The sequence below is a fragment of the Halopseudomonas sp. T1L2 genome, assembly GCF_055397385.1.
Map to the genome: position 1 here is coordinate 2,723,066 of NZ_AP040865.1, position 18,157 is coordinate 2,741,222.

Annotated in this window: 20 protein-coding genes; 10 read left to right on the forward strand and 10 right to left on the reverse strand. The window is 62.8% G+C overall.

Features of this window, described 5'->3' with window-relative positions; genetic code table 11:
* The first annotated feature begins 1 nt into the window (after position 1).
* The 7 genes from metW to ACZ5WQ_RS12955 all read left to right on the forward strand — a co-directional run bounded on the left by metW (position 2) and on the right by ACZ5WQ_RS12955 (position 5,418).
* The gene (metW, locus tag ACZ5WQ_RS12925) at positions 2 to 592 is read left to right on the forward strand and encodes a methionine biosynthesis protein MetW (protein WP_088276147.1); all 591 of its coding nucleotides are present in this window, start codon (positions 2 to 4) and stop codon (positions 590 to 592) included.
* Positions 593 to 614: 22 nt separating this feature from the next.
* On the forward strand, positions 615 to 1,046 hold the full coding sequence (locus tag ACZ5WQ_RS12930; RefSeq protein ID WP_088276042.1) for a DUF4426 domain-containing protein: 432 nt from the start codon (positions 615 to 617) through the stop codon (positions 1,044 to 1,046).
* Positions 1,036 to 1,644, forward strand: a complete 609-nt coding sequence (rdgB, locus tag ACZ5WQ_RS12935; RefSeq protein ID WP_172409666.1) for an RdgB/HAM1 family non-canonical purine NTP pyrophosphatase — start codon at positions 1,036 to 1,038, stop codon at positions 1,642 to 1,644. The genes ACZ5WQ_RS12930 and rdgB overlap by 11 nt, the downstream gene beginning before the upstream one ends.
* A gap of 92 nt (positions 1,645 to 1,736) precedes the next feature.
* Positions 1,737 to 2,879 carry a radical SAM family heme chaperone HemW gene (gene hemW, locus ACZ5WQ_RS12940; protein ID WP_235005778.1) on the forward strand — a complete coding sequence of 381 codons (1,143 nt, stop codon included), beginning with the start codon at positions 1,737 to 1,739 and terminating at the stop codon, positions 2,877 to 2,879.
* A 373-nt stretch (positions 2,880 to 3,252) separates the two neighbouring features.
* A complete protein-coding gene (locus ACZ5WQ_RS12945; RefSeq protein WP_088276040.1) occupies positions 3,253 to 4,416 on the forward strand; it encodes an iron-containing alcohol dehydrogenase in 1,164 nt (387 codons plus the stop codon).
* Between the two features lie 16 nt (positions 4,417 to 4,432).
* Positions 4,433 to 4,870: an acyl-CoA thioesterase gene (locus tag ACZ5WQ_RS12950; protein WP_088276038.1), complete on the forward strand. Its 438-nt coding sequence runs from the start codon at positions 4,433 to 4,435 to the stop codon at positions 4,868 to 4,870.
* Positions 4,870 to 5,418, forward strand: a complete 549-nt coding sequence (locus tag ACZ5WQ_RS12955; RefSeq protein WP_464382437.1) for a DUF922 domain-containing protein — start codon at positions 4,870 to 4,872, stop codon at positions 5,416 to 5,418. Before ACZ5WQ_RS12950 ends, ACZ5WQ_RS12955 begins: the two co-directional genes overlap by 1 nt.
* 150 nt (positions 5,419 to 5,568) lie before the next feature.
* Here ACZ5WQ_RS12955 and gloA read toward each other — a convergent pair whose 3' ends face one another.
* The 3 genes from gloA to ACZ5WQ_RS12970 all read right to left on the reverse strand — a co-directional run bounded on the left by gloA (position 5,569) and on the right by ACZ5WQ_RS12970 (position 8,652).
* Positions 5,569 to 6,099, reverse strand: a complete 531-nt coding sequence (gene gloA, locus ACZ5WQ_RS12960; RefSeq protein ID WP_088276034.1) for a lactoylglutathione lyase — start codon at positions 6,097 to 6,099, stop codon at positions 5,569 to 5,571.
* Between the two features lie 245 nt (positions 6,100 to 6,344).
* The gene (locus ACZ5WQ_RS12965) at positions 6,345 to 7,205 is read right to left on the reverse strand and encodes a crotonase/enoyl-CoA hydratase family protein (protein WP_088276032.1); all 861 of its coding nucleotides are present in this window, start codon (positions 7,203 to 7,205) and stop codon (positions 6,345 to 6,347) included.
* A 271-nt stretch (positions 7,206 to 7,476) separates the two neighbouring features.
* Positions 7,477 to 8,652 (reverse strand): GGDEF domain-containing protein, encoded by a 1,176-nt coding sequence (locus tag ACZ5WQ_RS12970; RefSeq protein ID WP_464382438.1) that lies wholly within the window; start codon positions 8,650 to 8,652, stop codon positions 7,477 to 7,479.
* Positions 8,653 to 8,905: 253 nt separating this feature from the next.
* Here ACZ5WQ_RS12970 and ACZ5WQ_RS12975 point away from each other — a divergent pair, with 253 nt between their 5' ends.
* Positions 8,906 to 10,225, forward strand: a complete 1,320-nt coding sequence (locus ACZ5WQ_RS12975) for a substrate-binding domain-containing protein (RefSeq protein WP_285677788.1) — start codon at positions 8,906 to 8,908, stop codon at positions 10,223 to 10,225.
* A gap of 26 nt (positions 10,226 to 10,251) precedes the next feature.
* Here the strand turns inward: ACZ5WQ_RS12975 and ACZ5WQ_RS12980 are convergent, their stop codons facing one another.
* Positions 10,252 to 11,118 (reverse strand): prenyltransferase, encoded by an 867-nt coding sequence (locus ACZ5WQ_RS12980; protein WP_464382439.1) that lies wholly within the window; start codon positions 11,116 to 11,118, stop codon positions 10,252 to 10,254.
* Between the two features lie 223 nt (positions 11,119 to 11,341).
* Here ACZ5WQ_RS12980 and ACZ5WQ_RS12985 point away from each other — a divergent pair, with 223 nt between their 5' ends.
* On the forward strand, positions 11,342 to 13,222 hold the full coding sequence (locus ACZ5WQ_RS12985; protein ID WP_464382440.1) for a putative bifunctional diguanylate cyclase/phosphodiesterase: 1,881 nt from the start codon (positions 11,342 to 11,344) through the stop codon (positions 13,220 to 13,222).
* Between the two features lie 5 nt (positions 13,223 to 13,227).
* Here the strand turns inward: ACZ5WQ_RS12985 and trmB are convergent, their stop codons facing one another.
* The 4 genes from trmB to ACZ5WQ_RS13005 form a co-directional block, all read right to left on the reverse strand.
* A complete protein-coding gene (trmB, locus tag ACZ5WQ_RS12990; RefSeq protein ID WP_464382441.1) occupies positions 13,228 to 13,959 on the reverse strand; it encodes a tRNA (guanosine(46)-N7)-methyltransferase TrmB in 732 nt (243 codons plus the stop codon).
* 66 nt (positions 13,960 to 14,025) lie between these two features.
* Positions 14,026 to 14,817 carry a thiazole synthase gene (locus tag ACZ5WQ_RS12995; RefSeq protein ID WP_285677793.1) on the reverse strand — a complete coding sequence of 264 codons (792 nt, stop codon included), beginning with the start codon at positions 14,815 to 14,817 and terminating at the stop codon, positions 14,026 to 14,028.
* A gap of 25 nt (positions 14,818 to 14,842) precedes the next feature.
* Positions 14,843 to 15,043: a sulfur carrier protein ThiS gene (thiS, locus tag ACZ5WQ_RS13000; RefSeq protein ID WP_341708146.1), complete on the reverse strand. Its 201-nt coding sequence runs from the start codon at positions 15,041 to 15,043 to the stop codon at positions 14,843 to 14,845.
* 112 nt (positions 15,044 to 15,155) lie between these two features.
* Complete coding sequence (locus ACZ5WQ_RS13005) at positions 15,156 to 15,530, reverse strand: DUF423 domain-containing protein (RefSeq protein WP_464382442.1); 375 nt, start codon at positions 15,528 to 15,530, stop codon at positions 15,156 to 15,158.
* Between the two features lie 50 nt (positions 15,531 to 15,580).
* Between ACZ5WQ_RS13005 and mtgA the strand changes: the two genes are divergently transcribed.
* Complete coding sequence (gene mtgA, locus ACZ5WQ_RS13010; protein WP_464382443.1) at positions 15,581 to 16,333, forward strand: monofunctional biosynthetic peptidoglycan transglycosylase; 753 nt, start codon at positions 15,581 to 15,583, stop codon at positions 16,331 to 16,333.
* 10 nt (positions 16,334 to 16,343) lie between these two features.
* Here mtgA and ACZ5WQ_RS13015 read toward each other — a convergent pair whose 3' ends face one another.
* A complete protein-coding gene (locus ACZ5WQ_RS13015; RefSeq protein ID WP_464382444.1) occupies positions 16,344 to 16,955 on the reverse strand; it encodes a hypothetical protein in 612 nt (203 codons plus the stop codon).
* 186 nt (positions 16,956 to 17,141) lie between these two features.
* The gene (gene rpoH, locus ACZ5WQ_RS13020; protein WP_228247119.1) at positions 17,142 to 18,005 is read right to left on the reverse strand and encodes an RNA polymerase sigma factor RpoH; all 864 of its coding nucleotides are present in this window, start codon (positions 18,003 to 18,005) and stop codon (positions 17,142 to 17,144) included.
* Positions 18,006 to 18,157: the final 152 nt, after the last annotated feature.

Below are 18,157 nucleotides of genomic sequence, written 5' to 3' on the forward strand. Positions count from 1 at the left end.
CCTGCGCGCCGATCTGGAGATCATCCAGCAATGGATTCGCCCGGGCAGCCGGGTACTCGACCTGGGCTGCGGCGAAGGCCAGTTGCTGCGCCACCTGCGCGATCACAAGCAGGTGCAGGGCTACGGACTGGAAATCGACCCTGACAAGATCAGCAGCTGTATCCGTCACGGCGTCAACGTGATGGAGCAGAACCTCGACGAAAGCCTCGACAACTTCGAGGACAACAGCTTCGACACCGTGGTCATGACCCAGTCGCTGCAGGCCATGCACTACCCCGACCGGGTACTGGAAGACATGCTGCGCATCGGTCACGAAGGCATCCTGACCTTCCCCAATTTTGCCCATTGGCGCTGCCGCTGGTATCTGGGCACCAAGGGCCGCATGCCGGTATCCGAGTTCATGCCCTACACTTGGTACAACACCCCGAACATCCACTTCTGCACTTTCAAGGACTTCGAGCAGCTGTGCCGGGAGCGCAACATCAAGGTGCTGAACCGCCTGGTAGTCGACCAGACCCACCAGAGCAGCTGGTTGAGCGGCCTGTGGCCCAACATGCTGGGTGAAGTCGCGATCTACCGGGTCAGTCGCTAGTCCAATTTCGAGGAGAACTGCCATGTTTCGTCGTCTCTGCCTGCTGAGCCTGATGATGCTCAGCCTCAACGTGTTCGCCGGCCCCGAGCCCACTCGCTTCGGTGATCTGGTGGTCTACCACAACGTATTCAACAGCACCCTGTTGCAGCCCGATATCGCCGCCAACGCCGGCCTCAAGCGCGGCCCGACCCACGGCGTGATCAACGTCGCCGTGCAGCGGCCGGACGGCAGCGCGGTCGACGCTATCCTCAAGGGCGAAGTGCGCAGCCTGATCGGCCAGCCTGTCGCGCTCGACTTCAACCGCATTCAGGAAGGCGACGCCATCTACTTTGTCGCCAACTACACCTCTACCCAGCGCGGCATTTTGCTGTTCAAGGTCGATATCCAGGCCGAAGCAGGCGCCATGGTGCACAGCCTGAGCTTCCAGCAGGAATTCTTCCCCGATGACCAATAAAACAGCCCTGCCCTTCAGTGAGTTGGTGCTCGCCAGCAACAACAAGGGCAAGCTCGCTGAACTCCAGGCCATGCTGGGTGACAGCATCACCGTCCGCCCGCAAAGCGACTTCACCGATATCGAAGCCGAGGAAACCGGCCTGACCTTCGTCGAAAACGCCCTGATCAAGGCGCGTCACGCCGCCCGCATCTCGGGCCTGCCGGCGCTGGCCGACGACTCCGGACTCGCAGTCGACGCCCTTGGCGGCGCACCCGGCATCTACTCTGCCCGCTACGCAGGCGGTGGCGGTGATGCCGCCAACAACGCCAAGCTGCTTGACGCATTGAAGGACGTACCGGACGCCGAGCGCGGCGCCCAGTTCATCTGCGCGCTGGCCCTGCTGCGCCACGCCGAAGACCCTATTCCCGTCATCTGTGAAGGCGCCTGGCAAGGCCGCATCCTGCATGCGCCCAGCGGCGAGCACGGTTTTGGCTACGATCCGCTGTTCTGGGTGCCGGAGCGCGACTGCTCCAGCGCCGAACTCAGTCCGCAAGAGAAGAACCAGCTCAGCCACCGCGCCCGGGCAATGGCCTTGCTGAAAGCCAGGCTGGGCCTGTGAAGCCACAAGCGGCAAGCGGCAAGCGGCAAGCAAACCCAAACGCCGGCACGGACCGCTTGCAGCTTGAGGGAGCAACGCCCCCGTCTTGTGGCTTGCAGCCGCCGCCCCTGGCGGCATATGTCCACATCCCCTGGTGCGTAAGGAAGTGCCCCTACTGCGACTTCAATTCGCACACCACTCACGATGCCCTGCCCGAGAATGAGTACGTCGATGCCCTGATCGAGGATCTGGAGCAGGATCTGCGCGCGCTCGAAGGCCTGCCCGCTCGCCCGCTGACCTCGATCTTCTTCGGTGGCGGTACGCCGAGTCTGTTCTCGGCCGCCGCGCTGGATCGCTTCCTGCAGGCGCTGAATCAGCGCGTGCCGTTCGCAGACGATATAGAAATCACCCTCGAAGCCAACCCCGGCACCTTCGAGCAAGCCAAGTTCAGAGACTACCGGCTGGCCGGCATCAACCGGCTGTCGATCGGCATCCAGAGTTTCAACGCCGAACATCTGAAGGCGCTGGGCCGCATCCATGATGACCGTGAAGCCCTCGGCGCCGTCGACATGGCGCGTCGCGCCGGCTTCGACAACCTGAACCTAGACCTGATGCATGGCCTGCCGAATCAGGAGCACGCCCAGGCGATGGCCGATCTGGATCAGGCGATGGCGCTCGCACCGGAGCACCTGTCCTGGTATCAGCTGACGCTGGAACCCAACACGGTGTTTTACTCGCGCCCGCCCACGCTGCCCGAGGAAGACATTCTCTGGTCGATTCAGGAGGCCGGGCTGCAGCGTCTGGCCGCCGGTGGCTACGCCCAGTACGAGATTTCCGCCTATGCCAGAAATGGCCGCCGTGCCCGCCATAACCTGAACTACTGGCAGTACGGCGACTTTCTCGGCCTGGGCGCCGGCGCGCATGGCAAGCTGACCGACGCCAATGGCAAGGTGCAGCGCTACTGGAAGACCCGCCTGCCCAAGGACTACCTGAATCCGGACAAAGCCTATCTGGCCGGCAGCAAGACGCTGGACGCAGACGAGCTGCCGTTCGACTTTCTGATGAACGCCCTGCGGCTGGTCGATGGCGTGCCCAGCGCCTGGTACGCCGAGCGCACCGGCCAGTCACTGGAGCAGATCGCCGATACGCTCAATCAAGCCGAGGCCAAGGGCCTGCTCGAGCCCTGGCACCAGCAGCTACGCCCGACCGAACGCGGCCGGCTGTTCCTCAACGACCTGCTGGAAATGTTCCTCTAGGCTGCCTAGGAAGGCCGAGTTCCAACGCCGCCACGCGCATGCAGCACCTTCGCTGGTCGAGCGGGAGCTCGACCCTCCCGAACCCCACAACCATCCCTGCGTGCTCGCCGGGAAGGCCGAGTTCCAACTCGGCCACGCGCACGCAGCAATCTCCATGGTCGAGCAGAAGCTCGACCCTCCCACCTCGCCGCGCTGTGAATTACCATCGCTAACATCAATAGCCCTTGCCGCATGAACGTACAGTCAGCAGAATTGACTCAGTCTGGAAACTGATTTCGATCTCGCCAGTCGGCAAACAGCCGGCGACGACCACACATCAACCGCGGCCCACGGGCACGCAGCAGATCGAACCCGCACCCAACCCGGAGGCCCGATGAATCCCTTCAGCTTTGCCACCACTGCGCAGATCCTCTGCGAATCCGGTTCCGCCAGCCAGCTCGGCGAGCTGTGCAAGGTCCGCGACGCCCACCGCGTAGTGATTGTCACCGACCCCGGCATTACCAAGATTGGTCTGCTGGACGGCGTACTGCCTAATCTGAGCAGCGCCGGCATTGCCGTTGAGGTATTCGATCAGGTCGAGGCAGACCCGCCGGAGTCCGTGGTACTGGCAGCCGTCGAGCAAGCCAAGGCCATGCAGGCCGAGCTGATCATCGGCTTTGGCGGCGGCAGCTCGATGGATGTGGCCAAACTGGTTGCCCTGCTCGCGCACCCGGGCTGCACGCAGACCCTGCAGGACATCTACGGCGTCGGCAATGCCCGCGGCCAGCGCCTGCCGCTAATTCAGGTGCCGACCACCGCCGGCACCGGCTCGGAAGTCACCCAGATTGCGATCATCACCACCGGCGCCACCACCAAGATGGGCGTGGTGTCACCGATTCTGTTGCCGGATCTGGCCCTGCTGGACGCCGACCTGACCCTGGGGCTGCCCGCCCACGTCACCGCCGCTACCGGCATCGACGCCATGGTGCACGCCATCGAGGCCTACACCAGCAAGCTGAAGAAGAACCCGCTGTCCGACATGCTCGCCCGCGAGGCCCTGCGCCTGCTGGCCGCCAATCTGGATGCGGTGGTGCAGGACGGCGGCAACCGCGAAGCCCGCCAGGCCATGCTGCTCGGCGCCCTGCTCGCCGGCCAGGCCTTCGCCAACGCGCCGGTTGCCGCGGTCCACGCGCTGGCCTACCCGCTCGGCGGTCACTTCCACATTCCCCACGGCCTGTCGAACGCGCTGGTACTGCCAACGGTGGTCGAATTCAACGCCCCGGCTGCCGCGCCGCTGTATGCCGAACTGGCACCGCTGATCGTCGGCCCCGGCCTGGTTGCCGGTGACGCCGACAGCCTGACCTCGCAGATGATCAGCGCGTTGGCTGAGCTAAGCCCGCGCTGTGGCCTGCCGAGCCGCCTGCGCGACGCTGGCGTACCGAAGGACGCACTGGAAATGCTGGCCAGGGACGCCATGCTGCAGCAGCGTCTGCTGGTCAACAACCCACGCGAGGTCACCGAAGCGGACGCGCTGGCCATCTACAACCAGGCTTACTGAGCCAAGCGGAGCATTCATGAGTACGAGCAAGCCCACGCGCAGCGATTACCCCTACCTGCACGCCATCACCACCCGCTGGCACGACAACGACATCTACGGTCACATCAACAACGTGACCTACTACAGCTACTTCGACAGCGCGGTGAACAGCTGGCTGATCGCCGAAGGCGGGCTGGACATCCACAACGGTGATCAGGTCGCCTTTGTGGTCAGCTCCAACTGCGATTACTTCGCGCCCATCGCCTTTCCTGACGCCATCGAGATTGGCGTCAAGGTCGCGCGTCTGGGCAGCAGCTCGGTGCATTACGAACTGGCCGTATTCAAGCAGGACCGTGAAGAAGCCTGCGCGGCGGGTCGCTTCGTCCACGTATTCGTCGACCGCGCCAGCAATACCGCCTTCCCGATCCCCAACCGCTGCCGCGCCGCCCTTGAGCGGCTGATGGACCCGATCTGATGCGCCGCAGGTGGCTGTTACCGCTGCTGCTCGGCCCATTGCTGATATCAGCAGGCCCGAGCAGTGCCGAGCCCCGACTGCAGAGCCGGGTGGAGAGTTTTGATGTCAGTGGCGCCACGGTCGACACCATTCGCGCCAGCCTGAACCGCAACCGCCAGCACAGCGCCAACCGGGTCAATTGGAACTTCCGCTGGGAGTCCACGCCCGGTCAGTGCCGCATCACCGAAGCGACCACCGACGTCAGCGTGACCTCGTATATCCCGCGCCTGCAACCCGACCCGCAGCGCGCCACAAGCGTGCAGCAGCAATGGGACAGCTACCTGCTTGCCCTGCAGCTGCATCAGGATGGCCATGTGGAGTTGGCAATGAACGCTGCCAGACAGATCGAGCAGGCGATTCTAAACCTGCCGCCCGCAGCCACCTGCGAGCAACTGCAGCAGGCCGCCAACGCGGCCGGCCGCCGCCTGCTGGAACAGCTCGCCGTCGACGACCGCGAATACGACAAGCGCACCCAGCAGGGGACGCTGGAAGGCGCGCACTTCCCCTGACACTCGCAGGCTTGTCCACTCGGCAACACGGATAGATCGAGCCGGGGCTTTGCCAACACGCCGTACCCCGGCACCGCAGGCCGGCTTGGAAGCCGGCCTCCCGGGAAGGTCGAGCTCCCGCTCGACCAGCGTCAGGCGTGAACCGCTCTATTACGCCATCCCACCCGGCGCAAAGATCTCAATCCAATACCCATCCGGATCACGGATAAAGGCGATGTTGTGCATCTTGCCGTCCTGCGGACGCTTCACGAAGGACACACCCAGTTCCTCAAAGCGCGCGCAGGCCGCTTCCAGGTCCGGCACCGCAAAACCGATATGGCCGAAGCCGCGCGGGTCTTCGTTACCGTTGTGATAGCTGAACTCCGGATCATCTTCGGTGCCCCAGTTGTGGGTCAGCTCCAGCATGGCCGGACGGCCGAAGGTCTGGTGGGTGCGCTCGACCGGATCGTCAGACCAGCTGTCCAAGGCGTTACTGTCGACGGCGGCCAGGAAATACAGGCTGAACTTGCCGGCCGGAAAATCCAACTTCTTCACCAGCGTCATGCCCATCACGCGGGTATAGAAATCCAGCGTCGCTTTCGGGTCCTTGATGCGCAGCATGGTCTGGTTGAAGACAAAGCCCTCGGTAGCCGGATCGCGGTTCTCGCACAGGCCCGGGGCAGATTCAAAGTGACGACTCATGGCAACAGCTCCCATTGGGTAGAAAAAGCCAAAGCCTAACACTGAAAGGCCCGCACACAGAACGTGCGCGGGCGTCGTATCCGGTCAGCATTACGCCAACCGACGCTTCTGCTTTCACAAATGGTGAGAAGCGTCGGCGAGGCCGGCAGTACAAGGCAAAACCGGGAGAAGGTGCGCAGTTTACGAACAGTAAATGAGCAGGCTTCGAGCGGTTTTAACGCAGTAATGCCAACGCAGCCAGCTTCTCAGCGGAACTTGCGCTCTTCCCACCACGGGAAGAACGCTGGCTTGTCCGTGCTCGGACGCAGCTTGAACTCCGGCGCGCGCTTCTCCAGGAAGGAGCTGACGCCCTCTTTCGCGTCCTCGGACTCACCCATAAAGGCAATCGCGCGCGAGTCGATGATATGCGCTTCCATCGGATGATCCGCCGCCATCATGCGCCACAGCAGCTGACGGTTCAGCGCGGCGGACATGGCCGAGGTGTTGTCGGCAATCTCACGGGCCAGCTCACGCGCCGCCGGCAGCAGCTCGTCCGGCTCGTGGACGCTGCGCAGCAGACCGCCCTTGAGCGCTTCTTCGGCGCTGAAGACACGGCCGGTATAGACCCACTCGGCGGCCTGCATCGGGCCAACGAGGCGCGGCAGGAACCAGCTGGAGCAGGCTTCCATGGTGATGCCGCGACGGGCAAACACGAAACCGAACTTGGCATTGGTCGAGGCCATGCGAATGTCAGCAGGCAGGCTCATGGTGACACCGACGCCGACAGCCGCGCCGTTGAAGGCAACGATGACCGGCTTGATGCACTCGTAGATACGCAGCGAGACAGTACCGCCGCCATCACGCAGGTCATCACCCTCGGGCTGATCCTGACGCTTGTGACGGTTGAAGGTATCACCGCCCTTCTCCAGATCCGCACCGGCACAGAACGCACGGCCGGCGCCAGTCATGATCACCACACGCACCGCATCATCGGCATCCGCCGCATCAAAGGCCGCAATCAGCTCACGACGCATCAGGCCGTTGAAAGCGTTCATGCGGTCAGGACGGTTCAGCGTCAACGTGAGGACACCGTCCTCCACCTGGTAATCGAGGGTCTCGTAAGTCATTGGGGCTCTTCCTGTTTGGTCAAATGCCGCCCAGTGTAGAACCGGCCAGTCACGGTAACCAGTTGAGTTACCGTGGCGTATGTGAGGGTATTGGCGGTGTGGATGGCAGGGAGCAGCAAACCTCACGCGCGTGCGGATAACTTGCGGCTGGCAAACAAAGCAATAGTTATCCTCACGATCATGCGGATTGTCCAAACAACAACCGGACATACCGCCAACTCCCGGACAAAGGCGAACTCAGAGTTCAGCCCCGGGGCCCTGCACGCAGGTTCTAGCAGTGCATCGCCCGATTGCGCCCCGCATCCTTCGCCGCATACAGAGCGCGATCAGCACGCTTGAAGGTGTCATCAACGCCGGCATCTGTCGGGCGCCAGTCGGTATAGCCAATGCTGACGGTCACACCGGGTAAGCCCGGCTCGCTGATCAGGGCGGCCAGGCGCAGCCGTTCGGACAGCTCACCGGCCTGAGCCATGGTTGTTGCCGGCAGCAGAACGATGAACTCCTCGCCCCCTACCCTGCCGAACACATCAGACTGGCGCAGGGCATCTTCCACATGCCGACAGAAGACCTGTAAGACGCGATCACCGGCCTGATGACCGAACTGGTCGTTAATCGCCTTGAAGTGGTCCAGATCGAGCGAAAGGACTGAAAAAGGCTCTCCGCTCCGCCTGCTGCGCCGGAACAGGTCACTGGCGGCATTGGCCACTGCGCGGCGGCTGCGCACGCCAGTCAACGTATCGACCATGGCAAGGTCTTCAAAATTGCTGCGGATACGCTCGGACACGAGTAGCAAAAAACCGATATTGACGATCACCAGTCCGAAGGTGAAGGTACCGAGATACAGCGCCTGCATCCAGGAGGTATCCAGCATGCCCTGGCCGTCCTGCGGCTGGAACACCGCATGTACCCAGCGCGCACCAAATACCAGGGTGGAGAAGCAGACCCAGAAACCGGTGAACGTGACACCCAGCAGATACTGCCGGTGATCGCTGCGGCGCTGGAAGATCGCCATTGCAAACACGATGGCATGCATCAGGCTGGCGGCAAACACATAGCCGGTCAGACTCAGGTAACGCCCACGCAGGCTGTCCTCGACGTGGGTAAAGTAGGCCTGGCCGATCCAGGCAACAACAAACAGCACCACCCAACCCTTGAGTCTCGGCTGCTGACCGAAGTAGCGGGCGCTGCCGATCCAGTACAGGGTATAGGCCAGCATGGCGGCGGTATTCGGGATCGTATAGGTAAGCCAGTCGAGGGCCTCACCACGCAAACTGATCAGCAGCCCGGAGAACATGGCCAACAGCGAGCCGGCCGCCCAGTGACGATACCCCGCAATAGCAGGAGTGCTGGCGCGCCCCATCAATAGCAGAACGATACCCATCACAGCCATCAGCAAGCTGGTCAGCATGATCAGGGTACCGGGATCGTATACGGGTGTTACATCCATCGAGTGCACGTCGTCATCGGGTTCTTTCTTATTATGTTCCATGGATGGGGTAAGGGCACGGAAAGAGTGGCGGATTGCCACTTTTTAGCCTGCCGGCGCAGCGTTCAGCCGTAACGCGGCATCGCGGCAGTGTGACCGGCTCTACACCCTGGCAATCCGACAGCCAACCGTCATCCGGCTGTAACCTGGATGTTATCTCCTTGTCGCACTCTGGCAGCCGACTCACACGCTGCCCGTTGAAACGAGGACCCTCATGCCTTCAATTCGCCGCTATCTGCGCCACCTGTGGCTTTCGTTCACCCTGCTACCCGGCCTGGCCAGCGCCCATGCACTGGAGATCCACGGCTCCAATACCATCGGCGCTACGCTTGCGCCGATGCTGATGACCGGCTTTCTGCAGCAACTGACCGGCAACCCGGTGACAGCCAGGCCAACCGGGACAGCCAACGAGACGGTGCTTGCCACCAGCTACAACGGCAAACCGATGACAGTGCTGGTCGCGGCGCATGGCACGAGCACTGGCTTCAGCGCGCTGGCGGCGGATCACGCCGATATCTGGGCCGCATCACGTCGAGTCAAGGGCAGCGAGCGCGAGGCCATGACCTCGCGGGCCGACATGACCAGCCCGGACAGCGAGCATGTAATTGCAATTGATGGCCTGGCGATTCTGGTACACCCCTCCAACCCGGTCGAGCAGCTCAATATCGATACGCTGGCGCGCATATTCGCTGGCGAAATCAGCAACTGGTCCGAGGTTGGCGGCCCGGATCGACCAATTCGGATCTATGCCCGAGACGAGCAATCCGGCACCTGGGATACCTTCAAGGAGCTGGTGCTGGCCGGACGCTACAACCTGACGCCGAGCGCGCAGCGTTACGAGTCGAACGACCAGCTGTCGAACGACGTGAGCAACGACCCGTCCGGTATCGGCTTTGCCGGCTTCGCCTCGGCGGGCAACAGCAAGCTGCTGGCGATTGCCGACGGCAACGCCCCGGCGCTGAAACCGAGCGCGCTGTCGGTGGCTACCGAAGATTATCCTCTGGCACGCCGGCTGTATCTGTACACGGCAGGAAACACCGGCGAGCCACTGGCAAGGCAGTTTATCGAGTACGTTCAGAGCCCGACGGGACAGGCGATTGTGGCCGAATCCGGCTTCTTTTCGCAGACCCCCTTTGCCGTCGATCTGCCGCCGGATGCCAGTGTGCCCGATACCTTCAGGCGCCTGACCGAAAATTACCAGCGCCTGTCGGTCAACTTCCGCTTTGCCGAGGGACGCACCCAGCTGGATAACAAGGCCCGGCGTGACCTGCAACGCGTACAGCAGTATCTGGAGGACACCGGCAAGTCCGGTCGCGACCTGATGCTGATCGGTTTTGCCGATCAGCAGAGTCACGAACTGCGGGCGCAGATGATCTCCGAGCTGCGCGCGCTGTCTGCCGCCAAGGCGCTGCGGGAAATGGGCACTCGGGTACAGGGGTATGTCGGTTACGGACACTACATGCCGGTCGGTTCAGCCGGCGGGGAAAGTGGCGCGCGTCGTAATGGGCGGGTTGAGGTGTGGGTGCGACGGTAAGAAAGCGGCAGAGAGCCGCCGTCAACTCAGCGCGCCAGGCAGATACCCAGCGCCATCAGCGCCGGTACCAGCAGGCTTTGCAGCACATTGCTGCGCAGAGCCAGCAACAGGTCGCCATCCGGACGACAGAGCCACAGGCTATGCAAACCCAGCGCGAAAGCCGGCAAGGCCAGCAGACTGGCAACCGGCAACCAGCCCGCCAGCACGGCCAGCAACAGCACCAGCAAAGCCAGCAACCAATTGGCCGCGTAGACCCGGCGGGCCAGCGCCGGCCCATAGCGCAGCGCCAGATTGTCGCGGCCGACGCGGCGGTCGGCGTCGCAATCGGGAAGCTGGTTGAGCAGTAACAGGTTATTGATCAGCGCCCACAACACCACGCCGGCCGCCAGCCCGGCGGCCGTGTATTCACCGGCCAGTACGCGCTGGCTGCCGAGCAGCATCAGCAGACCGAAGCCGGTACCCGGCGCCAGCAGACTGAGCCAGCGATTGCGGGTAATCCACGGGGTATAACCGGCCACCAGCAGCACGCCGGCGATGCCGACCGGCAACAGGCCGGGGCCGGTACGCCAGCTCAGCCACAGGCCGATCAGCCCGGTCAGCAGCAACAGCGTCAGCCCCAGCGCTAGGGCGGCCGGCGCAGCGTGCGGGTGCGCCGGCAGGTAGCCACTGCCGCCACTGAAGGGCGTGCGCTCGGTGTGCAGATCCAGGCCGCTGCGAAAGTCGGCGTACTCGTTCAGCACATTGACTGCGCCATGTGCCGCCAGCGCGCCCAGCAACACCAGCAGCCAGTCACTGTCGAGCAGCAACGCCGGCGGGGTCAGCGCCGCGGCCAGGGCGACGGTAACCAGTGCCAGCAACAGAAACGGCGGGCGCAGGGTAAGCAGTAATCCCATAGTCATTCGTCCAGCTGGAAACTTCCGTTGATCCGGCCATCGGCAGAGCCTTGCCAACGCTGGAAGGCGCACACTTTACCCACGTCCAGGCCCCGCCAACAAGCCGATTACACCTGTCTGCTCTGGCCAAACCGGCACTCTTCGCCAGCAAAGGGGCAGGAGCACAGGCAGGATCGTGCAGAGTGTCCGATACTGATGGTGATTACTGAATGCAGGATGCCCCATGCTGGATTTTTTCCTGGTCGTTTTATTTGGCCTGCTCACCTTTGCAGCGATTGTGCTGTTCTACCATCACTACCTGTGGAAGCGCCTGCGCAACCCGCGCGACGAACAATGGGCGCTGGGCGCCTTGATGGGGCTGGGCAGCCTGTTTGTCATGCTCTCGGCGGTCGATGTGGGCAACGGTGTGCTGCTCGATGCGCGGGTGCTACTGATGGGCTTTGCCGGCCTGCTGGCAGGCTGGCGAGGGGCGCTGGCAGCCCTGATGATCACCCTGCCAGCACGTCTGCTGATTGGTGGTGCAGGTGCCTATATCGGCTGCCTGACGCTGCTCATGGCGCCGCTGATCGGTCTGGCCTGGCGGCAGCTTGATGCGCGCCTGAGCTGGAGGCCGTCCTGGCGCTTTCTGGTGTTCGGTGCCCTGCTGCAGCTGTCACTGGGGACTATCATGCTATTCCCGGAACCCCAGCGCACCCTGGCGCTGAGGGACGCCGTCTTGCCCTTGCTGATACTGAACATGATTGGCGCGCTGCTGGCAGGCTGGATGGAGCTCGGCATCAACCAGAGCGTCGTACGTGCCGAGCGCTGGCGCAGGAGGGCACTGACCGACGACCTGACCGGCCTGGGAAATCGACTGCAACTGACCGAAACCATTGAACGCAAGCTGCAGGAAATTAAACAGCAAGGCGGCTCCTTTGCCCTGATTTCACTGGATCTCGACAACTTCCGCCACATCAACGATACGCTGGGACACAAAATCGGCGACGCAGTGCTGGTGGCCATCGCACGGCGTCTGTCTGACTCACTGACCCCGCAGGATATGCTGGTGCGTGTGGCGGGCGACCAATTTGTCGTCATGATGCCCTCGGCGTCGGCAAACGAGATTATTCAGCACGCCAGACAGCTGCTCAGCACGGCAGCGGCGCCGCTACAGATCGAACACTACGTGTTGCTGCTGACCGCCAGCATTGGCGTGGTCTGGTCACCACAGAACGGGGCCGAGTCCCGCCTGCTGCTGCAAAACGCCGAAATCGCCATGTATCGATCCAAGTACCGCGGACGCAACCAGGTCACCTGCTTTGACGACAACATGCGCACCGAACTGGAGCGCCAGACCGGCCTGACCCAGGCACTGCGGCTGGCACTGGAAAGCAAACGCGACCTGCGACTGGTGTTTCAGCCCCAGTTTTCACTGGTTGACCGACACCTGACCGGGGCAGAAGTGTTGCTGCGCTGGCGGCACCCGCAGCTTGGCGACATCAGTCCGGCGGAATTTGTTCCGCTGGCCGAACAGGCCGGTCTGTCAGGGCTGCTCGACCGTTTTGTAATGGAACAGGCCGCGATCCAGCAGGCCGCCTGGGTCCGGGCGGGCTTCAGCCTGAAACTCTCGATCAACCTGTCCGTGCTCAGCCTGCGCGTCACCGGCCTGGCAAAGGAGATTCTTGCATTGCTCGGCAAATACGACATACCCGCGCAATTGATGGAAGTCGAGGTGACCGAGTCGGTCGACCTTGAAGGGTCCAGCGAAGCGATGGCCGAAATTCTGCAATTACGGGCAGCCGGCGTCAGCATTGCACTGGATGACTTCGGTACCGGCCATTCTTCCCTGAGCTACCTGCAACACCTGCCCTTGGATATCGTCAAGATCGATCAGAGCTTTATTCGCAGCATTCAGCCCACAGAGTGCCCGGGCAATGCCATTTTGCGGGCCATCATCGCCCTGGCCAAGGCTCTGGAACTGGATATCATAGCCGAAGGCGTGGAGACGGAGGAGCAACACAGCTGGCTTGCCGCAGAGGGCTGCGACATCGCCCAGGGTTATCTGCATGGCAAACCGGTGGATAGACTGGAGTTTGAGCAGCGGTACCTGCGGCAATCAGCCTGAGCGGCTCACTCGACCCGCTCGAACTTGAGATCCCAGACGCCGTGCCCCAGGCGCTCGCCACGGCGCTCGAACTTGGTCACCGGGCGCTCTTGCGGGCGCGGCACGTAACCGGCATCACCTGCCTGGTTGCGATACCCCGGCGCGGCGCTCATCACCTCAAGCATGTGCTCGGCGTAGTGCCCCCAGTCGGTGGCCATGTGGAACACGCCACCAACTTTCAGCTTGCGGCGCACCTGCTCGGCAAAGGCCGGCTGCACAATGCGGCGCTTGTTGTGCTTCTTCTTGTGCCAAGGGTCCGGGAAGAACAGCAGCAGGCGGTCCAGGCTGCCATCCGGAATGCAGCGGTTGAGCACTTCGATCGCGTCGCAATCAAATACCCGCACGTTGCTCAGGCCGCTGGTCAGCAGACCATTGAGCAGCGCCCCCACACCCGGGCGGTGTACTTCAATGCCGATGAAATCCTGCTCGGGCGCAGCCGCTGCCATCTCCAGCAGCGAGTGGCCCATGCCGAAGCCGATCTCCAGCGTACGCGGCGCACTGCGACCAAACAGGGCGTCCAGATCGAGCATGCCCTGATCCAGGCTCAGGCCGAAACGCGGCCAGCCCTGATCAATCCCCTTCTGCTGACCTTCGGTCATGCGGCCGGCACGCATGACGAAACTGCGAATGGCGCGACGCGGTGGGCTCTCGGGGTTCGGGGTGTCTGCGCTTTCGGGCAGTTCGGGAGTATCAGACATGGGCAGCTCGGTAATGATTCGGATGAGACGGCGCCCCGCAGGGCGCCTGACAAAAGGATAGCCTGCTCAGCGCAGGGTGCCGTCCAGCGGCGATGAGGCCGAGGCGTACAACTTGCGCGGCATGCGGCCAGCCAGATAGGCAGCGCGACCGGCCACAACGGCGTGGTGCATCGCCTGGGCCATCAGCACCGGGTGATCGGCGTGGGCAATGGCACTGTTCATCAGCACACCGGCACAGCCCAGCTCCATCGCGATGGTCGCGTCGGAGGCGGTGCCGACACCGGCATCCACCAGCACCGGTACGGTGGCTTCTTCCAGAATGATGCGCAGGTTCCACGGGTTGCAAATGCCCATGCCGGAGCCGATCAGACCGGCCAGCGGCATCACCGCAACGCAGCCCATGGCGGCCAGTTCACGAGCGATGATCGGGTCATCACTGGTGTAGACCATGACGTCGAAGCCGTCCTTGATCAGCACTTCGGCGGCCTTGAGGGTCTCGACCACATTGGGGAACAGGGTCTTCTGGTCGGCCAGCACTTCCAGCTTGACCAATTTGTGGCCATCCAGCAGCTCACGAGCCAGACGGCAGGTACGTACCGCCTCTTCGGCGGTGTAGCAGCCGGCGGTGTTCGGCAGGATGGTGTAGCGATCCGGCGATACCACGTCCAGCAGGTTGGGCTCATCCGGGTTTTGGCCGATGTTGGTGCGGCGGATGGCAACGGTCACGATCTCGGCGCCCGAGGCTTCGATGGCGCGGCCGGTCTCGTCCAGGTCCTTGTACTTGCCGGTGCCGACCAGCAGACGGGAACGGTAACGAACGCCGGCGATTTCCAGCGCGTCCTGGGTCATATCAGTCATCAGGTTCTCCAGCGAAGGGATTGGGTTAGCCGCCACCGATGGCATGCACGATTTCCACCCGATCACCCTCGGCCAGACGGGTTTCGGCGTGCAGACTGCGCGGCACGATATCGAGGTTCAGCTCAACCGCCAGACGCTTGCCGGTCAGCCCCAGGCGGGCGATCAGCTCAGTCAGGGTCAGCGGCTGGTCGAGGTGATAGGGCTCACCGTTCAAATGAATCTGCATGGGCGGCTCGGCAACGACGGATGGAGATGATAGGGCAGCTCAGCGCGGTCAATGTTGACCGGCGACAAGGGCGCTATGATAACGCCCTTTGCCACCCGCTGACCACGGCGGATCAGAGCGTGCGCCAGACCGCTAGCCCCAGACACAGCCAGGCCACCAGCCAGAGCACGCCGCCGAGCGGAGTAATCATGCCGAGCTTGCCGATGCCGCTGAGCGTCAGCAGATAGAGGCTGCCGGAAAACAGCACGATACCCAGCGCAAACAGCACACCAGTGGCTTTGAGCAAAGTGCTGTCCGGGCTGCGCAGCAGCAGCACCGCCACCCCGATCAGCGCCATGGTGTGCCACAGCTGATAGCTCACGCCGGTCTGAAATACATTCAGCATGTTCTCGGACAGTTTGCCGCGCAGCCCGTGGGCGGCAAAGGCGCCCAATGCCACGCCGGTGAAACCACTCAGTGATGCCAGTAACAGCAGCCATTTGGCCATGCTTTGCCCCCTCGGTTTATACTCCGGACCAACTCACTGGCCGGATCCCCATGTTCAAACTCATATTGCGCAAGACCGCCAAGTGGCTCCTGATTGTCGCCCTGCTCAGCCTGCTGCCCGTACTGGTGCTGCGCTGGACGCCTGCGCCCGGCTCGATGCTGATGGTCGAGCGCTGGATCAGCCAACGTGACGACGCCGACTACCGCCGCCAGTACCAGTGGCGGCCCTACGCGCAGATCCCCGACAGCATGAAAATGGCGGTGATCGCCGCAGAAGACCAGCGCTTTGCCGATCACTACGGCTTTGACCTCAAGGCCATCCGCGCCGCCGTCGAACATAACATGCAGGGCGGCAATCTGCGCGGCGCCAGCACCATCAGCCAGCAGGTAGCGAAGAACCTGTTCCTCTGGTCCGGCCGCAGCTATCTGCGCAAGGGGCTGGAGGTCTGGTTTACCGCCGGTATCGAGCTACTCTGGCCGAAGCAGCGGATTCTGGAGATGTACCTGAACATCGCCGAGTGGGACAAGGGCGTCTACGGCGTCGAGGCCGCGTCACGCCACCACTTTGGAATCGGCGCCAGCTATCTGTCCAGCCAGCAGGCCGCGCAACTGGCCGCGGTGCTGCCCAGCCCGCTCAACTGGGACGCGGCCAGCCCGCCACCCCACGCCCTGCGCCGCGCCAACTGGATTCAGCGCCAGAGCAGACAGTTGGGCGGACGCCACTATCTGGATCGGATGGAAACAGGCAAGCCGTTGCCGGACTGGCTGACCGTGCGGTATTGGCGCAATCGACTGGAGATCTGAGCCCGGCGGCTTACTGCTCCGCCGGCAACGCTTCGCGCAACCCAAACATGATCGAATGTGCCTGCTCTTCACCAACGGCAACCACCGCCCCCTCCTTCGGATAAACCCAGGCTTCGCCCTCGCTGACCGGCAGACGCAGATCCGGATTGCCGAAGGTGCCCTGCACCTGCGCCAGTGACATCGGCTCGTTGGGGATCAGGCTCAGGCGCACGATCTTGCGGTCTTTCAGGGCATCACCGACTGCCGAGTTGATCGGCTGATCCGGCAGCTCCGGTTGCCAGGCCTGGGCCTGGACCAGACTCTCGGTCTGCTCGGGTGTCAGGCCGATCACCGCCTGCACGCGCCAGCTCAAGTCATCGCTTTCCATCGTATAGCGGCTGACCAGCAACGGCTTGCCTTCAGCGCTGATCATCCACAGAGTGCCGTGGCCCAGCGCGGCGCCGGCGTCTGCCAGGGTCAGGCGCTGGGCCTGCAGGGGCTTGAGCAGGGTGTCCTGATATTGCCCGTACCATGCCAGCGGCTCCGGCGCGGCCGGCCGCGACTGCCAGTAACCGAAGGCATAGAAAGCGAGAATCACCACGGTGAACAGTGTGGCCAATCGCACACCCTGACGGCGCGTCATGCGGTACTCCTTGATCTTGTTATGGAAACGGGAAAATGTGCTTTTCTCGCCGCTGGCGGTGTCAGCGGCCACGGCATGCCGTGGCCCTACGGCTCGGTACAGCACGAGAAACCTAAACCGGGGTACCTGCGACACCAACAAAAAGGGCATCCTGCGGATGCCCCTTTGCGATCAGTGCTGCAAGCGTCAGACTTCAACCTCGGCTTCGAGGTTCTTCTTCAGCTTGTTCATGGCGTTCTTTTCCAGCTGACGAATACGCTCGGCAGAGACCTGATACTTGGCTGCCAGCTCGTGCAGCGTGGCCTTCTCTTCGGCCAGCCAGCGCTGGTAGAGAATGTCGCGGCTGCGCTCGTCCAGCGCCTCCAGACCGGTCAGCAGGCTGGTGCTGGCACTATCGGACCAGTCGGCCGACTCGAGCTGGGTAGCCGGGTCATAGCGCTTGTCTTCCAGATAATGCACCGGTGCGTAGGCCGCATCGTCGTCATCGTCCTGCGCGCCGTCAAAGCCAAGGTCCTGACCGTACAGACGGCTTTCCATCTCGCGGACTTCACGCTCGGCAACACCCAGGTCGGCAGCAACCGCTTCGACTTCATTCTGCGACAGCCAGGCCAGCTTCTTCTTGGCGCTGCGCAGGTTGAAGAACAGCTTGCGCTGGGCCTTGGTGGTTGCGACCTTGACGATCCGCCAGTTGCGCAGGATGAACTCGTGAATCTCGGCGCGAATCCAGTGCACCGCGAAGGAGACCAGGCGCACGCCCATCTCCGGATTGAAACGCTTGACCGCCTTCATCAGACCAACGTTGCCTTCCTGCACCAGATCGGCCTGCGCCAGACCGTAACCGGAATAGCTGCGGGCGATGTGCACGACAAAACGCAGGTGAGACATGACCAGCTGACGGGCAGCTTCCAGGTCTTCGTGGTAGTACAGGCGATCAGCCAGCACCCGCTCCTCTTCCGCACTGAGAATCGGAATGGCGCTGACGCTTTGAATGTAGGCTTCGAGATTGGCTCCCGGAGCCAAGGTATGAACAGGCTGCAATGCAGTGCTCATGTTCGAACTCCCCAAATAAAGACGGCTGAGTGTATCACCGCAAAATAGGACTGTGAACGTAACCTAAAGTTCAGCGTGGCGGCAAGCGGCAAGCCCAACCAGGATGTTTCCGGCGGGCGGCCGGTGAACGGCTTATCCCGGCGTTTACTGCC

Excerpts from the sequence above, each read along its gene's own strand:
- ACZ5WQ_RS12930 (WP_088276042.1), top strand. The coding sequence starts at position 615 with ATGTTTCGTCGTCTCTGCCTGCTGAGCCTGATGATGCTCAGCCTCAAC.
- rdgB (WP_172409666.1), top strand. The coding sequence starts at position 1,036 with ATGACCAATAAAACAGCCCTGCCCTTCAGTGAGTTGGTGCTCGCCAGC.
- ACZ5WQ_RS12945 (WP_088276040.1), top strand. The coding sequence starts at position 3,253 with ATGAATCCCTTCAGCTTTGCCACCACTGCGCAGATCCTCTGCGAATCC.
- ACZ5WQ_RS12950 (WP_088276038.1), top strand. The coding sequence starts at position 4,433 with ATGAGTACGAGCAAGCCCACGCGCAGCGATTACCCCTACCTGCACGCC.
- ACZ5WQ_RS12955 (WP_464382437.1), top strand. The coding sequence starts at position 4,870 with ATGCGCCGCAGGTGGCTGTTACCGCTGCTGCTCGGCCCATTGCTGATA.
- gloA (WP_088276034.1), bottom strand. The coding sequence starts at position 6,099 with ATGAGTCGTCACTTTGAATCTGCCCCGGGCCTGTGCGAGAACCGCGAT.
- ACZ5WQ_RS12965 (WP_088276032.1), bottom strand. The coding sequence starts at position 7,205 with ATGACTTACGAGACCCTCGATTACCAGGTGGAGGACGGTGTCCTCACG.
- ACZ5WQ_RS12970 (WP_464382438.1), bottom strand. The coding sequence starts at position 8,652 with ATGGATGTAACACCCGTATACGATCCCGGTACCCTGATCATGCTGACC.
- ACZ5WQ_RS12975 (WP_285677788.1), top strand. The coding sequence starts at position 8,906 with ATGCCTTCAATTCGCCGCTATCTGCGCCACCTGTGGCTTTCGTTCACC.
- ACZ5WQ_RS12980 (WP_464382439.1), bottom strand. The coding sequence starts at position 11,118 with ATGGGATTACTGCTTACCCTGCGCCCGCCGTTTCTGTTGCTGGCACTG.
- ACZ5WQ_RS12985 (WP_464382440.1), top strand. The coding sequence starts at position 11,342 with ATGCTGGATTTTTTCCTGGTCGTTTTATTTGGCCTGCTCACCTTTGCA.
- trmB (WP_464382441.1), bottom strand. The coding sequence starts at position 13,959 with ATGTCTGATACTCCCGAACTGCCCGAAAGCGCAGACACCCCGAACCCC.
- ACZ5WQ_RS12995 (WP_285677793.1), bottom strand. The coding sequence starts at position 14,817 with ATGACTGATATGACCCAGGACGCGCTGGAAATCGCCGGCGTTCGTTAC.
- thiS (WP_341708146.1), bottom strand. The coding sequence starts at position 15,043 with ATGCAGATTCATTTGAACGGTGAGCCCTATCACCTCGACCAGCCGCTG.
- ACZ5WQ_RS13005 (WP_464382442.1), bottom strand. The coding sequence starts at position 15,530 with ATGGCCAAATGGCTGCTGTTACTGGCATCACTGAGTGGTTTCACCGGC.
- mtgA (WP_464382443.1), top strand. The coding sequence starts at position 15,581 with ATGTTCAAACTCATATTGCGCAAGACCGCCAAGTGGCTCCTGATTGTC.
- ACZ5WQ_RS13015 (WP_464382444.1), bottom strand. The coding sequence starts at position 16,955 with ATGACGCGCCGTCAGGGTGTGCGATTGGCCACACTGTTCACCGTGGTG.
- rpoH (WP_228247119.1), bottom strand. The coding sequence starts at position 18,005 with ATGAGCACTGCATTGCAGCCTGTTCATACCTTGGCTCCGGGAGCCAAT.